A 14,510-nucleotide genomic window follows, 5' to 3' on the forward strand; every position below is an offset into this window, starting at 1 on the left:
GTTTTTGGACACCTATGCGGAGACCCGCTCCCGGACCCGCTTGGCCAGGTCGGCGGCGGCCGCACCCGGGTCGGAGGCCTCGGTGAGGGCGCGGACGACCACGATGCGGGTGGCTCCGGCGTCGAGGACCTCGTCGAGGTTGCCGGCTTCGATGCCGCCGATGGCGAACCAGGGGCGGGCCGGGGCCAGCGAGGCCGCGTACCGGACCAGCCCGAGGCCGGGGGCGTACCGGCCGGGCTTGGTGGGGGTGGGCCAGCACGGGCCGGTGCAGAAGTAGTCCACGCCCGGCTCGGCGACGGCGGCGTCGACCTCGGACTCGGCGTGGCAGGACCGGCCGATCAGCACCCCCTCGCCCAGGATCGCGCGGGCGGCGGGCACCGGGATGTCGCCCTGCCCCAGGTGCAGGACGTCGGAGCCGATGGCGTGGGCCACGTCGGCGCGGTCGTTCACCGCGAGGAGCCTGCCGTGCCGGCGGGCGGCGTCGGCGAACACCTGGAGGTGCTCGAGCTCCTCGCCCGCCTCCATGCCCTTGTCCCGGAGCTGGACGATGTCCACACCGCCGGCCAGGACCGCGTCGAGGAACTCGGGGAGGTCCCCCTGCCGCTTGCGGGCGTCCGTGCACAGGTAGAGCCGGGCATCGGACAGCTGGGCGTTCGCGGACATGGGTACCCCCGGGGTGGGAGCGGTGCACGGGCCGTCCAGGGCCCGTGCACCGCGGATGGATCGGGCGGCTCGGGTCAGAGGGCGAGCGCCTGAGCGCGGCGCTTCACCTCCGTGCCGCGATTCTCGCTCAGCGCCTGGACGGGGGTGCCGGGCAGGGTCGGGTCGGCGGTGAAGAGCCACTCCAGCATCTCCTCGTCGGAGAAGCCGTCGTCGCGGAGCACGGTCAGCAGGCCGGCGAGGCCCTTGACGACCTTGTCGCCGTCGATGAAGGGTGCGGGCACCGCAAGCGCACGGTTCTCACCGCGGCGTACGGCGATCAGCTGACCTTCCTTGACCAGCTGGCGGACCCGGGTCACTTCGATGTCGAGCATCTCCGCGATGTCGGGGAGGTACAGCCAGGCGGGGACAAGGGCATCGATCTTTGCGTCAATCTCGGTCACGAGCACAAGCCTGCCACCTCGGACCGACTGCCGGTACCCGAGCCGGCCCGTCCGGGTCCCGGCGGCTCCGCCACGCCCTTCGCACGGCGGCTAGAGCAGCGCCGATTTCAGGGGTGTGGCGGGGTCGGAGACCTTGGCCGGATCCACGGGGGCGCCCGTCTCGATCAGCTTCCGTCCCTGCGCCAGATCCCGTGGCCGGCCCACCGCCAGGACCGCGGCCAGCGCCCCGGCCCGGAGCCAGCACACCGACCACGCCTCCTCGGCGGGGTCCCCGCGCCACCTCAGCTCGTCCGCACCCGCATGGTGCCCCGCGTACTGCACGAAGCGCCCGAACTGCTCCGACCAGAAGTACGGCACCGGGTCGTAGACCTGGGCCGGTGCCCCCGCCAGGATGTTCGCCGCGACCACCCGCGGCCCCTGCAGGGCGTTGTCCCAGTGGTGCACCAGCAGCCGCGCCCCGTAGCGCCCCGACGGGAACGACGCGCAGTCGCCGACCGCGTACACCCCGGGCAGGGAGGTCCGCAGGTACGCGTCCGCCGTGACCGATCCGTCCGGGCCGAGCCCGACCCCCGAGTCCGCCAGCCACCGGGTCGCCGGCCGGGCCCCGATGCCCACGACCACCGCGCCCGCCGGCAGCTCCCGCCCGTCCGCGAGCAGGACCCGCCCGGACTCCACCGAGGCCACCTTGGCGCCGGTCAGCAGGGCGGCCCCGGCCTCCTCGTACCAGCGGGCCATGGGAGCCGCGACCTCCGCCGGCTGCGCCCCGGCCAGCACCCGGTCCGCCGCCTCGACCACGGTCACCGCGCAGCCCGCCTCGCGCGCCGCGGTGGCGAACTCGGCGCCGATCCAGCCCGCCCCGACGACCACGATCGCCGGCGCCGCGGCCAGCACCGGGCGCAGCCGGGCCGCGTCGTCCAGGGTCCGCAGCAGGTGCACGCCGGGGACGCCCTCGGCCCCGGGCAGGGTCAGCGGTTCGGCTCCGGTCGCCAGCACGAGCACCTCGTACGGGACCGGCCCCGCCTCGGTGTCCAGCTCGCGCTCTGCGGCCCGCAGCCCGGTGACCTCCACCCCGAGCCGGAGCTCGATGCCCAGCCCCTCGAAGTCCACGTCGAAGGCGGAGTCCTCGGCCTTGCCGAGCAGCACCGCCTTGGACAGCGGGGGCCGGTCGTAGGGCTGGTGGGGCTCGGCGCCCAGGAGGGTCACGGGGCCGCTCCACCCCTGCTCCCGAAGGGCCACCGCGGTCTGCACCCCGGCCATTCCGGCGCCGACGATGACGACGCCGCTCTGAGTGTGTTCCGTCTGCTCGCTCACACCGCCCACCCTAGCGATCTGATGATCCGTCAGGAATAGCGGCCCCGGGGAGGCAGCCTTACCCGGCCCCGGCTCCGGGGTTAGTCTGGCCGTCGTACCTATCGCGGGAGTCCGGACGTACCGGGCTGAGAGGGAGGCTGGGCGGCCTCCGACCGTACGAACCTGATCCGGGTCATGCCGGCGAAGGGAGGGGCTGGACGCCCATGCACTCATCTCGGAAGGGATCCGACAAGGGATCCGACGTCCTCGTCATCGGGGGCGGGATCATCGGCCTGGTCACCGCCTGGCGGGCGGCCCGGCGCGGGCTGCGGACGGTGCTCGCCGATCCGGCGCCCGGCGGCGGCGCCGCACAGGTCGCGGCCGGCATGCTCGCCGCCGTCACCGAGCTGCACTACGGCGAGGAGACCCTGCTCGGCCTCAATCTCGCCTCCGCCGCCCGCTACCCGGAGTTCGCCGCCGAGCTGGCCGACGCCAGCGGCGGGATGGACATCGGCTACCGCGCCTGCGGCACGCTCGCCGTGGCCCTCGACGCCGACGACCGGCTCCACCTGCGCGAGCTGCACGCCCTGCAGCGCCGCAGCGGCCTGGAGTCCGAGTGGCTCACCGGCCGCGAGTGCCGCCGCCTGGAGCCGATGCTGGCCCCGGGCGTACGCGGCGGCCTGCGCGTGGACGGCGACCACCAGGTCGATCCGCGCCGGCTGGCGGCCGCGCTGCTGGCGGCCTGCGAGGGCGCCGGCGTGGAGATCCACCGGGCGAGCGCGGAGCGGCTGCTCACCACTGCCGACCGGGCCGCCGGCGCACTGCTCGACGACGGTACGGAGCTGCGCGCCGACCAGGTGGTCCTGGCCGCGGGCTCGCTCAGCGGCCGGCTGGCAGGCGTACCGGCGGACGTGCTGCCTCCCGTACGGCCGGTGAAGGGGCAGGTGCTGCGGCTCGCGGTGCCGGCGGCGTACGCGCCGTTCCTGTCCCGGACGGTACGGGCCGTGGTCCGCGGCAGCCACGTCTACCTGGTGCCGCGCGAGAACGGCGAGCTCGTCGTCGGCGCCACCAGCGAGGAACTCGGCTGGGACACCACCGTCACCGCGGGCGGGGTGTACGAACTCCTGCGCGACGCCCACGAGTTGGTGCCCGGCATCACCGAACTGCCGCTGACCGAGACACGGGCGGGGCTGCGGCCCGGCTCCCCGGACAACGCCCCGCTGCTCGGCCCGACCGACCTCCCCGGCCTGCACCTGGCCACCGGGCACTACCGCAACGGGGTGCTGCTGACCCCGCTCACCGGCGAGGTGATGGCGGAGCTGCTGACCACCGGCGTCGTACCGGAGATCGCCCGCCCCTTCACCCCGCGTCGTTTCACCCCGGCACGTCAGGAGTCGTACGCATGACCATCTCCGTGAACGGCGAGCCGCGCGAGGTCGCGGCCGGCACCACCCTCGACGCGGTGGTCGCCGCCCTGACCGCGGCCCCGTCCGGCGTCGCGGCCGCACTGAACGAGACCGTGGTCCCGCGCGGACAGTGGCCGCTCACGCCGGTGGGCGAGGGCGACCGGGTCGAGATCCTCACCGCCGTGCAGGGAGGCTGAGCGCGATGACGGACGACGCTTTCGCGCTGGGCGGCCGGACCTTCTCGTCCCGCCTGATCATGGGGACGGGCGGGGCACCGAGCCTGGACGTCCTGGAACGGGCGCTCATCGCGTCCGGTACGGAGCTCACGACGGTGGCGATGCGCCGGCTGGACCCGACGGTCCAGGGCTCGGTCCTGTCGGTGCTGACCCGGCTCGGGATCGCGGTCCTGCCGAACACGGCGGGCTGTTTCACGGCGGGCGAGGCGGTGCTGACGGCGCGCCTCGCGCGGGAGGCGCTGGGCACGGACTGGATCAAGCTCGAGGTCGTGGCCGACGAGCGGACCCTGCTGCCGGACGGGGTGGAGCTGCTGGATGCGGCGGAAACCCTGGTGGACGAGGGATTCACCGTGCTGCCCTACACGAACGACGACCCGGTGCTGGCCCGCAAGCTGGAGGACGTGGGCTGCGCGGCGATCATGCCGCTGGGGTCTCCGATCGGCTCGGGCATGGGCATCCGCAACCCGCACAACTTCGAGCTGATCGCGGAGCGGGCCGGCGTGCCGGTGATCCTGGACGCCGGAGCGGGCACCGCGTCGGACGCGGCGCTGGCGATGGAGCTGGGGTGCGCCGCGGTCATGCTGGCCTCGGCGGTGACCCGCGCCCAGTCGCCGGTCCTGATGGCGACGGCCATGCGGGACGCCGTGTCGGCGGGGCGGCTGGCGTTCCGGGCGGGCCGCATCCCGCAGCGCCGCTTCGCGGAGGCCTCGTCTCCCGCGGAGGGCCGCGCCGCCCTCGACCCGGAACGCCCGGCGTTCTGAGGCTCCGCCCCCGCATCGGGGCCTCCTCCCGTGGCACCGATGCGGGTGCGCCGCCCCCGAGCCCCCGGTCCTCAAACGCCGGCGGGGCCGGATTTTCCAGCCCGTCCGGCGCCTGAGGACCAAGTCCGGGCGGAGCCCGGTGAACGGGAGAAGGGCGGGGCGGGGACGGCCCCGCCCCGCGAAACCGGCCGCGGCCGGACGTCACAGGTGCGCTGCAACCCCACCCGCCCCTGGTCGGCGGCAGCACAGACGCTCGTAGAATCGCCGGGTGGATACGACCTTGGATGACCCCCTCGTCGGGCAGACACTCGACGGCCGCTACCGCGTCGACGCCCGTATCGCGGCCGGCGGCATGGCCACGGTCTACCGGGCCGTCGACACCCGCCTCGACCGCGTGCTCGCGCTGAAGGTGATGCATCCGGCGCTCGCCGCCGACGGCGCCTTCGTCGACCGGTTCATCCGCGAGGCCAAGTCCGTGGCCCGCCTCGCGCACCCCAACGTCGTCGCCGTGTTCGACCAGGGCACCGACGGGCCGTACACGTACCTCGCCATGGAGTACGTCTCCGGCTGCACGCTGCGCGACGTGCTCCGCGAGCGCGGCGCGCTCCAGCCCCGTGCGGCCCTCGACATCCTCGAGCCCGTCCTGGCCGCCCTCGGCGCCGCCCACCGGGCCGGATTCGTGCACCGCGACATGAAGCCCGAGAACGTCCTGATCGGCGACGACGGCCGGGTCAAGGTGGCGGACTTCGGGCTGGTCCGGTCCGTCGACTCGGTCACCAGCACCACCGGCTCCGTCCTCGGCACCGTCTCCTACCTCGCCCCCGAGCAGATCGCGAGCGGCACCGGCGACACCCGCGTGGACGTCTACGCCTGCGGTGTCGTCCTGTACGAGATGCTCACCGGCTCCAAGCCGCACTCCGGCGGCACCCCCGCCCAGGTGCTCTACCTGCACCTCCACGAGGACGTGCCGCCCCCGTCGGCCGCCGTCCCGGGGCTGCCCGTCGGCCTGGACGAGCTCGTCGCCTACGCCGCCGCCCGCGACCCCGAGCTGCGCCCCTTCGACGCCGCCGCCCTGCTCGGGCTGGCCCTCGACGCCCGGGCCCGGCTCAGCGACGCCGAGCTGGACGCCGTGCCGCCGCAGGCGCGGGCCGAGGAGCGGAGCGCCACCGAGGACCGGACCGGCGTGATCCCACGGCCCGTCGCCGCGCAGCCTCCCGTGGACCGGACGTCCCGGCTGGAGCTCCCGGAGGCCCTGCCGGCCCCGGCTGCGCGGCCGGCCCCGCGCAGAGCGCGTCGCGGCATGCTGCTCGTGATCGCCGGGGTGCTGCTCGCGCTCGGTCTCGGCACCGGGGTCTGGTACATCAGCTCCGGCCAGTTCACAAAGGTCCCCAACCTGCTCGGGAAGACCGAGGCGCAGGCGAAGTCCGACCTGTCCGCGGCCGGCCTCGGCGTGAAGCGGGTCGACCGGAAGTTCAGCGACGCCTTCGACCGCGGGACGGTCATGAACTCCGACCCCTCGGGCGGCAAGCGCATCCGCGGCAACGGCGCGGTGGTGCTCACCGTCTCGCGCGGCCCGGAGATCGTCGTCGTCCCCGATGTGAAGGGCAGTCCCCTGGAGGACGCGAAGGCCGAGCTGGTCAAGAGCGGTCTGGCTCCCGGCCTGGTGACGCAGGCGTTCAGCCAGGACATCGCCCAGGGCTCGGTGATCGGCACCGACCCGACGGGCGGGCAGAAGCGGTCGGCCGACACCGCGGTCGCGATCGTGGTCAGCAAGGGCCGGCCGGTGCAGGTGCCGAACGTGGCCGGAAGGCCCCTCGACCAGGCGCGGGCGGCCCTCCAGGACGCCGGCCTCAAGGTCGAGACGGCCGCCGACCAGGTCAACTCGCCGTTCCCGGCCGGTACGGTCGCCAACCAGTCGGTCGGCGCCGGCTCCCAGGCCGCGACCGGTGACACGGTGACGCTCACCGTGTCCAAGGGCCCCCGGCAGATCCCGGTGCCGAACGTGACCGGCCAGGAGGCGGACGCGGCCCGCAGGACGCTGGAGGCGGCCGGTTTCAAGGTGAAGGTGGAGCGTCCGTTCCTCGGCTTCAGCAACACGGTGGACGCCCAGTCGGTGCCGGGCGGCCAGAGCGCTCCCGAGGGCAGCACGATCGTCCTGCGGACCAAGGGGCTGTAGCGGTACATGGACCAGGCTGTGCGCAATCCCGTGGGCGGGCACGTCCCCGTCGCCGGCGGGCTCGCTTCGGTGGGGCTGACGTACGCGCGGGAGATGGGTGCGGAGGCCGTCCAGGTCTTCGTGGCCAATCCGCGCGGCTGGGCCACCCCGGTCGGGAACCCGGCGCAGGACGAGCTGTTCCGGGCCGGGTGCGCGGCCGGGGCGATCCCGGCGTACGTGCATGCCCCGTATCTGATCAACTTCGGCTCGCACACCGAGGCGACGGTGGAGAAGTCGGTGGAGTCGCTGCGGCACTCGCTGCGCCGCGGCCGGGAGATCGGCGCGCTCGGGGTGGTCGTGCACACCGGCTCGGCGACCGGAGGGCGCCCGCGCGAGGCGGCGTACGCGCAGGTCAGGGAGCACATGCTGCCGCTGCTGGACGAGCTGACGCACGACGACGACCCCTTCCTGCTGCTGGAGTCCACGGCCGGCCAGGGCTCCTCGCTGTGCTCGCGGACCTGGGACTTCGGCCCGTACTTCGAAGCGCTGGACCACCATCCGAAGCTCGGGATCTGCCTGGACACCTGCCACATCTTCGCCGCCGGGCACGATCTGGCGGAGCCCGGCGGCGCCAAGCAGACACTGGACCTGCTGGTGGACACGGTGGGCGAGGGGCGGCTGAAGCTGATCCACGCGAACGACTCGAAGGAGGGCGTGGGCGCCCACAAGGACCGCCACGCCAACATCGGGCAGGGCCACATCGGCAGGGACGCCTTCGCCGAGCTGTTCACGCACCCCGCGACGGAGGGCGTCCCGCTGATCATCGAGACGCCGGGCGGCAAGGAAGGGCACGCGGCGGACGTGGCGCTGCTGAAGGAACTGCGCGAGCTCCACTGATCCCTTGGGGCATACCCCTCGGAGGTACGCCGTTGGGTACGGCCATCCGGGTGGCGTTGGCGCGGCCCCGGTCGGCACGTGGCTGCCGGGCCGCGGCAAGGGCCGCGCGGTCGTGCACCGGTACCACCGCCGAGGGCGGGCGGGCCACCGGCTACAGCTCGGGGCCGTCCCCCGGCTCCTCCTGGTACGAGTAGCGCTGCTCGCGCCAGGGGTCGCCGATGTTGTGGTAGCCGCGCTCCTCCCAGAAGCCGCGGCGGTCGGCGGTCATGTACTCGATGCCGCGGACCCACTTCGGGCCCTTCCAGGCGTACAGGTGCGGTACCACGAGCCGCACCGGGAAACCGTGCTCGGCGGTGAGCAGTTCACCGCCCTGGTGGGTGGCGAAGACGGTCCGGTCGGAGGCGAAGTCGGCCAGCCGCAGATTGGAGCTGAAACCGTACTCGGCCCACACCATCACATGCGTGACCTGCGGCGACGGCGGCGCCAGGGCGAGGATGTCGCGGGCGAGGACCCCGCCCCATTCGGCGCCCGTCATGCTGAACTTCGTCACGCAGTGCAGGTCCGCCACGACCGATTCGAACGGCAGGGCCGTGAAGTCCTCGTGGTTCCAGCAGTGCTTCTCACCGTCGGCGGTGGCCCCGAAGACGCGGAACTCCCAGCGGTCCGGCTTGAATTTGGGGACCGGGCCGTAATGGGTGACCGGCCAGCCGCGCTGCAACCGCTGCCCCGGGGGAAGCTCCAGCTGCTCTGCTCCCGGAGATTCCCGGCTTTCCGGCTGACCCATGCCTCCATGGTGACAGACGTCGCGGGGTGGTCACGACCAGGTACGCACCTATACGGGCAAGTCACGGCAACTCACACTAAGGAGGCACTTACTGGACGGCCTCATGCGGCGGTGCGAGGATGCGCGCACTCCCCCAGCCACGGCTGGGAGGTACCCCCAGCCCCGTCACGTAGCTGACATTGCCTGGAAGGAGCCTCTGCGATGCAGGGCGACCCCGAGGTCCTCGAGTTTCTGAACGAGCAGTTGACCGGCGAGCTCACGGCGATCAACCAGTACTGGCTCCACTACCGGATCCAGGACAACAAGGGTTGGACCAAGCTCGCGAACTACACCCGTGCCGAGTCCATCGACGAGATGAAGCACGCGGACAAGCTCACCGAGCGCATCCTCATGCTGGACGGGCTGCCGAACTACCAGCGGCTCTTCCACGTACGGGTCGGCCAGACCCTGACGGAGATGTTCCAGGCGGACCGGCAGGTCGAGCTCGAGGCCATCGACCGCCTCAAGCGCGGGATCGAGGTGATGCGCGGCAAGGGCGACGTGACCTCGGCGCGCCTCTTCGAGGACATCCTGGGGGACGAGGAACACCACATCGACTACCTCGACACCCAGCTGGAGCTCATCGAGAGCATCGGGGAGCCGCTCTACATCGCGCAGCTGATCGAGCAGCCGGAGAGCTGAGGCCTACGCGGCTTCCGCGAGCTGCGGGTCCGCGGCGAGCACGGCGGCCGCGTTGCCCTTCTCCAGCAGCTCCCGGCGCGGGCAGGCCCCGCGGCCCAGGATGCCCTGGATGGTGCGCACGCAGGATCCGCAGTCGGTGCCGGCCTTGGTGACGGAGGCGATCTGGCGGGGGGTGCAGGCCCCGGCGGCCGCGTGGTCCTTGACCTGCTTGTCGGTGATCCCGAAGCAAGAGCAGACGTACACGCGGTTCACCTCCCTGACAGGAATGGTTTCTACAGCCATCCCCGATTCGGTGAGGCTTACCTAACCGTACCCAAAGTGGCGCCGGCCGAAAAGCCCCGGCGACGACAGTGGGGCACGGATCACATCGATCCGTGCCCCACTGTCGTACGTATGCACGTATTCAAAAACGGTGCTTACTGATCGCGGTACATCTCGGCGACCAGGAAGGCCAGGTCCAGGGACTGGCTGCGGTTGAGCCGCGGGTCGCAGGCCGTCTCGTAGCGCTGGTGCAGGTCGTCGACGAAGATCTCGTCGCCGCCGCCCACGCACTCGGTGACGTCGTCACCGGTGAGCTCGACGTGGATGCCGCCCGGGTGCGTGCCCAGTCCCTTGTGGACCTCGAAGAAGCCCTTGACCTCGTCGAGCACGTCGTCGAAACGGCGCGTCTTGTGGCCGGAGGCCGCCTCGAAGGTGTTGCCGTGCATCGGGTCGGTGACCCAGGCGACGGTCGCGCCCGAGGCCGTGACCTTCTCGACCAGCTCGGGGAGCTTGTCGCGGACCTTGTCGGCGCCCATGCGGACGACGAAGGTCAGCCGGCCCGGCTCGCGGTCGGGGTCCAGGCGGTCGATGTACGTCAGCGCCTCGTCCACCGTGGTGGTCGGGCCGAGCTTGATGCCGATCGGGTTGGCGATCTGCGAGCAGAACTCGATGTGCGCGTGGTCCAGCTGGCGGGTGCGCTCACCGATCCAGACCATGTGGCCGGAGGTGTCGTACAGCTTGCCGGTACGCGAGTCGGTGCGGGTCAGCGCGCCCTCGTAGTCGAGCAGCAGCGCCTCGTGGGAGGCGTAGAACTCGACGGCCTTGAACTCGGCCGGGTCGGTGCCACAGGCCTTCATGAAGTTCAGCGCGTTGTCGATCTCCCGCGCGAGCTGCTCGTAGCGCTGCCCGGACGGGGAGGACTTCACGAAGTCCTGGTTCCAGGCGTGCACCTGGCGCAGGTCCGCGTAACCACCGGTGGTGAAGGCGCGCACCAGGTTCAGCGTCGACGCGGACGCGTGGTACATGCGCTTCAGCCGCTCGGGGTCCGGGATCCGGGCCCCTTCGGTGAAGGCGAAGCCGTTGACGGAGTCGCCGCGGTAGGTCGGCAGGGTGACGCCGTCGCGGGTCTCGGTGTCCTTGGAGCGCGGCTTGGAGTACTGGCCCGCGATGCGGCCGACCTTGACGACGGGCACGGAGGCCGCGTACGTCAGGACGGCACTCATCTGGAGCAGCGTCTTCAGCTTGGCGCGGATGTGGTCGGCGGACACGGCGTCGAAGGCCTCGGCACAGTCGCCGCCCTGCAGCAGGAACGCCTCGCCCTTGGCGACGGCTCCCAGACGGGCGCGCAGCTGGTCACACTCGCCCGCGAAAACGAGCGGGGGATACGACTCGAGGTCCGCGACGACAGCGCGCAGTGCCTCGGCATCGGGGTACGAAGGCTGCTGCGCCGCGGGAAGGTCTCGCCAGGTCGCCTTGGCGGCGGGGGCTTGGGTTTCAGCGTTCACGGTCACCTCGTACACATTACGGCGTATCGCGTCACGTCCAGCCCGGTGCCCACTTCGTGAGACGGGTGTCTCTGTGGATCACTTCCGGCGGCGCGGAGGCTTCGCCTCCGGCAGGAGGTGGGCTATCGTCGGCGGCATGTACGCGCTCTCGAACCAGAACTGGTGGTGGCCCGCTCCCGGCGGTCCACTGCTCGCGCGTACCCACTGACACGCACGACGCGAAGGCCGCCCGAGGGGCGGCCTTCGGTGCTTTCCGGGCCCGGCCGCTCCTCTTCACCACGCCCACGGAGAAGGACGCCCGCCCCATGGAACCCAGCCGCCTGCTCGGCCTGCTCGACGACTCCTGCCCGCCGTTCGCCCTGCTGCGCCGCCGGACCCCCGGCCGCGACCACGACACCGTCGAGGTGCTGACCGGCGCGGTCCACGAGGCCGGGCGCCTGGCCGATCTGCCCGTCCGGGAGCTGCCCACCCTCGCCCTCGTCCCGTTCCGGCAGATCCGGGAGCGCGGGTTCGACGTGCGCGACGACGGCACGCCGCTGAGCGTGCTGGCCGCCGAGGAGGCGTACGAGGTCCCCCTCGCCGAGGCGCTGGCCGCGCTGCCCGACCACCCGGTGCGGGTCGAGGACGGCGGCTTCGACGTGCCCGACGAGGAGTACGCGGCCACAGTCGAGCGCGTGATCCGGGACGAGATCGGCCGCGGCGAGGGCGCGAACTTCGTCATCCGGCGCACGTACGAGGGCCGGATCGAAGGCTTCGGGCGGGCCGACGCGCTCGCACTGTTCCGGCGGCTGCTGCTGGACGAGCGGGGCGCGTACTGGACGTACGTCGTCCACACCGGGGACCGGACGCTGGTCGGGGCGAGCCCCGAGGTGCACGTGCGGATGTCCGGCGGCACGGTCGTGATGAACCCGATCAGCGGAACGTACCGGTATCCGGCCGGGGGCCCGACGGCCGAGTCCCTCCTCGCCTTCCTCGGCGACCGCAAGGAGACCGAGGAGCTGTCGATGGTGGTCGACGAGGAGCTGAAGATGATGTGCACGGTCGGCGACCGGGGCGGGGTCGTCGTCGGGCCGCGGCTGAAGGAGATGGCGCACCTCGCGCACACCGAGTACGAGCTGCGCGGCCGGACCTCGCTGGACGTGCGGGAGGTGCTGCGCGAAACCATGTTCGCGGCGACGGTGACCGGGTCGCCGGTGCAGAACGCCTGCCGGGTGATCGAGCGGTACGAGGCCGGAGGGCGCGGCTACTACGCGGGGGCGCTGGCCCTGCTGGGCACCGACTCCGCGGGTACGCAGACGCTGGACTCCCCGATCCTGATCCGGACCGCGGACATCGCGGCGGACGGCACGCTGCGGGTGCCGGTGGGCGCCACGCTGGTCCGGCACTCCGACCCGGCGGGCGAGGTGGCGGAGACGCACGCGAAGGCGGCCGGGGTGCTGGCGGCGCTCGGGGTCCGCCCGGCGGCCCCGCGGCCCGGGTCCGCCGCGCCGGGTCTGGCCGCCGACCCCCGGGTCCAGGCGGCCCTCGCGGCGCGCCGCCGGGACCTGGCGCCGTTCTGGCTCCGGATGCAGGAGCAGCCGGCCCCGGTGACCGGCCGCGCCCTGGTGGTGGACGGCGAGGACACCTTCACGGCGATGCTGGCGCACGTGCTGCGGGTGACGGGGCTGGAGGTGACGGTACGCCGCTACGACGATCCGGGGCTGCGGGAGGCGGCCCTGTCCTGGACCGGCCCGATCGTCCTGGGCCCGGGGCCGGGGAACCCGGCGGACGCCGCCGACCCGAAGATGCGGATGCTGCGCGCTCTGGCGGCGGACCTCCTGGCGGGGCACCGGTCCGGGATCCTGGGCGTCTGCCTCGGGCACGAACTGCTGGCCGCGGAGCTGGGCCTGCCGCTGATCCGCAAGGCGGAGCCGGCGCAGGGGGCGCAGACGCGCATCGACTTCTTCGGTACGCAGGAGGTGGTGGGCTTCTACAACACGTACACGGCGCACTGCCCCGACGAGCTCGCCGGCCGGCTCGCCCTGTCGGGCGTGGAGATCTCCCGCGACCCGGTCACGGCCGAGGTCCACGCCCTCCGCTCGGCCGCCGGCGGATTCGCGGGGGTCCAGTTCCACCCGGAATCGGTCCTCACGCTCCGCGGCGCGGAGCTGCTGCGCGAGCTGCTCGCCGCGGTGACGGCCGCCACGGTGTAGCCCCGCGGCCCGGCCGGACCGGTCCGGCCTGCACGGCCCGCCGCCGGCCGGCACCGGCCGGGTCCGCCGCGGCCCGGTCCGGGGCCGGCATGACCCGGCGGCCGCCGAAAGGTGTGTCCACGCGGCCGAATCCAGCCCTCGCCGGGCCCCGCCGGCATGGCCGTCCACCGAATCCCCGGTGAACCCCCGGCCTACCCCGCCGGGGACAGGGTGTTCTCCGACCTCCGCCCGGCCAGGTAGTCGGTCACGTTGCGGACCGTCGTCTCGACGATCTGGCCCACCGCGTCGTGCGTGTAGTACGCCTGGTGCGAGGTGACCACCACGTTCGGGAACGTGATCAGGCGCGCCAGGGTGTCGTCCTCGACGGCCTCCAGGGACTTGTCCAGGAAGAAGAGCCCGGCCTCGGCCTCGTACACGTCCAGACCGACTCCCTCGAAGCGCCCGGCGCGCAGCTCCGCCACCAGGGCCTCCGAGTCGATCAGTCCGCCGCGGCTGGTGTTCACCAGGATCGCGTCGTCCTTCATCATCCGCAGCGCGGCCGCGTCGATGAGGTGGTGTGTCGACTCCAGCAGCGGGACGTGCAGGCTGACCAGGTCCGCGGACGTGAGCAGTTCGTCCTTGTCCACGTACTTCATGCCGAGCTCCACGCACGCCGGGTTCGGCGCGAGGTCCCAGCCCAGCAGGTTCGTGCCGAAGCCGTGCGCGATCCGGGTGAACGCCTCGCCGATCCTGCCGGTGCCGAGCACGCCCGCGGTGCGGCCCCGGATGTCGCGGCCCATCAGCCCGTTCAGCCGGAAGTCGAAGTCCCGCGTGCGGTTCGATGCGCGGACGATCCGCCGGTTCACGGCCATCGCCAGGGTCCAGGCGAACTCGGCGACCGAGTACGGGGAGTAGTACGAGACCCGGCTGACCGTCATGCCGAGCTGCCGGGCGACGTCCAGGTCGATGTTGTTGAAGCCGGTGGACCGCTGGGCGATCATCTTCGTCCCGCCCCCGGCCAGGGTCCGCAGCACGCGCCCGTTCAGATCCGCGTTCACGCTCGAGGAGATGACCTCGTACCCGCCCGCGATGGGGGCGGTGTCCTCGGTGAGGAAGACGTCCAGGCAGCGCACCTCGTGGTGCCCCGCGGCCGCGAACGCCTTCTCGATCAGCGGCTGCTCGTCCCCCTGCACCCCGAATGCCAGGATTTCCATGTTCGCTCCCGTGCTGCGCGAAGAATCGGACCATGGGCCGCTCGTC

Annotated in this window: 14 protein-coding genes and 1 riboswitch; of the genes, 7 read left to right on the forward strand and 7 right to left on the reverse strand. The window is 72.7% G+C overall.

The genetic code is table 11. From position 1 onward, the window contains the following. Nucleotides 1-12: 12 nt before the first annotated feature. The 3 genes from thiE to AB0I68_RS01570 form a co-directional block, all read right to left on the reverse strand. On the reverse strand, nt 13-663 hold the full coding sequence (gene thiE / locus AB0I68_RS01560) for a thiamine phosphate synthase (protein WP_363175129.1): 651 nt from the start codon (nt 661-663) through the stop codon (nt 13-15). Nucleotides 664-737: 74 nt separating this feature from the next. Further along, complete coding sequence (locus AB0I68_RS01565; RefSeq protein WP_363175130.1) at nt 738-1,103, reverse strand: Rv2175c family DNA-binding protein; 366 nt, start codon at nt 1,101-1,103, stop codon at nt 738-740. Between the two features lie 90 nt (nt 1,104-1,193). Then, nucleotides 1,194-2,414, reverse strand: coding sequence for an FAD-dependent oxidoreductase (locus AB0I68_RS01570; RefSeq protein WP_363175131.1), 1,221 nt, complete (start codon nt 2,412-2,414; stop codon nt 1,194-1,196). Between the two features lie 93 nt (nt 2,415-2,507). Continuing rightward, a riboswitch (TPP riboswitch) is annotated at nt 2,508-2,620 on the forward strand. On the opposite strand from AB0I68_RS01570, the gene thiO reads away from it, so the two are divergent. The 5 genes from thiO (at nt 2,618) to AB0I68_RS01595 (ending at nt 7,848) form a co-directional block, all read left to right on the forward strand. After that, nucleotides 2,618-3,799, forward strand: coding sequence for a glycine oxidase ThiO (thiO, locus tag AB0I68_RS01575; RefSeq protein ID WP_363175132.1), 1,182 nt, complete (start codon nt 2,618-2,620; stop codon nt 3,797-3,799). It overlaps the preceding riboswitch by 3 nt. Continuing rightward, nucleotides 3,796-3,996 (forward strand): sulfur carrier protein ThiS, encoded by a 201-nt coding sequence (thiS, locus tag AB0I68_RS01580; protein ID WP_363175133.1) that lies wholly within the window; start codon nt 3,796-3,798, stop codon nt 3,994-3,996. The genes thiO and thiS overlap by 4 nt, the downstream gene beginning before the upstream one ends. Before the next feature lie 5 nt (nt 3,997-4,001). Then, nucleotides 4,002-4,796 (forward strand): thiazole synthase, encoded by a 795-nt coding sequence (locus AB0I68_RS01585; RefSeq protein ID WP_363175134.1) that lies wholly within the window; start codon nt 4,002-4,004, stop codon nt 4,794-4,796. A gap of 268 nt (nt 4,797-5,064) precedes the next feature. Further along, entirely contained in the window at nt 5,065-6,972 is a 1,908-nt protein-coding gene (gene pknB, locus AB0I68_RS01590) for a Stk1 family PASTA domain-containing Ser/Thr kinase (protein ID WP_363175135.1), read from the forward strand. Between the two features lie 6 nt (nt 6,973-6,978). Beyond that, on the forward strand, nt 6,979-7,848 hold the full coding sequence (locus AB0I68_RS01595; RefSeq protein WP_363175136.1) for a deoxyribonuclease IV: 870 nt from the start codon (nt 6,979-6,981) through the stop codon (nt 7,846-7,848). 151 nt (nt 7,849-7,999) lie between these two features. Here AB0I68_RS01595 and AB0I68_RS01600 read toward each other — a convergent pair whose 3' ends face one another. Next, nucleotides 8,000-8,632, reverse strand: a complete 633-nt coding sequence (locus AB0I68_RS01600; protein WP_363175137.1) for a sulfite oxidase-like oxidoreductase — start codon at nt 8,630-8,632, stop codon at nt 8,000-8,002. A gap of 201 nt (nt 8,633-8,833) precedes the next feature. Here AB0I68_RS01600 and bfr point away from each other — a divergent pair, with 201 nt between their 5' ends. Continuing rightward, nucleotides 8,834-9,313: a bacterioferritin gene (bfr, locus tag AB0I68_RS01605; protein WP_363175138.1), complete on the forward strand. Its 480-nt coding sequence runs from the start codon at nt 8,834-8,836 to the stop codon at nt 9,311-9,313. A 3-nt stretch (nt 9,314-9,316) separates the two neighbouring features. Here bfr and AB0I68_RS01610 read toward each other — a convergent pair whose 3' ends face one another. Further along, the gene (locus AB0I68_RS01610) at nt 9,317-9,556 is read right to left on the reverse strand and encodes a (2Fe-2S)-binding protein (RefSeq protein ID WP_363175139.1); all 240 of its coding nucleotides are present in this window, start codon (nt 9,554-9,556) and stop codon (nt 9,317-9,319) included. Between the two features lie 173 nt (nt 9,557-9,729). Next, nucleotides 9,730-11,085, reverse strand: a complete 1,356-nt coding sequence (locus tag AB0I68_RS01615) for a class II 3-deoxy-7-phosphoheptulonate synthase (protein WP_363175140.1) — start codon at nt 11,083-11,085, stop codon at nt 9,730-9,732. A 299-nt stretch (nt 11,086-11,384) separates the two neighbouring features. On the opposite strand from AB0I68_RS01615, the gene AB0I68_RS01620 reads away from it, so the two are divergent. Beyond that, the gene (locus tag AB0I68_RS01620) at nt 11,385-13,271 is read left to right on the forward strand and encodes an anthranilate synthase family protein (RefSeq protein WP_363175141.1); all 1,887 of its coding nucleotides are present in this window, start codon (nt 11,385-11,387) and stop codon (nt 13,269-13,271) included. A gap of 191 nt (nt 13,272-13,462) precedes the next feature. Here AB0I68_RS01620 and AB0I68_RS01625 read toward each other — a convergent pair whose 3' ends face one another. Then, nucleotides 13,463-14,464, reverse strand: coding sequence for a 2-hydroxyacid dehydrogenase (locus tag AB0I68_RS01625; RefSeq protein WP_363175142.1), 1,002 nt, complete (start codon nt 14,462-14,464; stop codon nt 13,463-13,465). Nucleotides 14,465-14,510 lie beyond the last annotated feature (46 nt).

Origin of the sequence: Streptomyces sp. NPDC050448, from assembly GCF_040655295.1 — a bacterium.
Classification (GTDB): Bacteria; Actinomycetota; Actinomycetes; order Streptomycetales; family Streptomycetaceae; genus Streptomyces.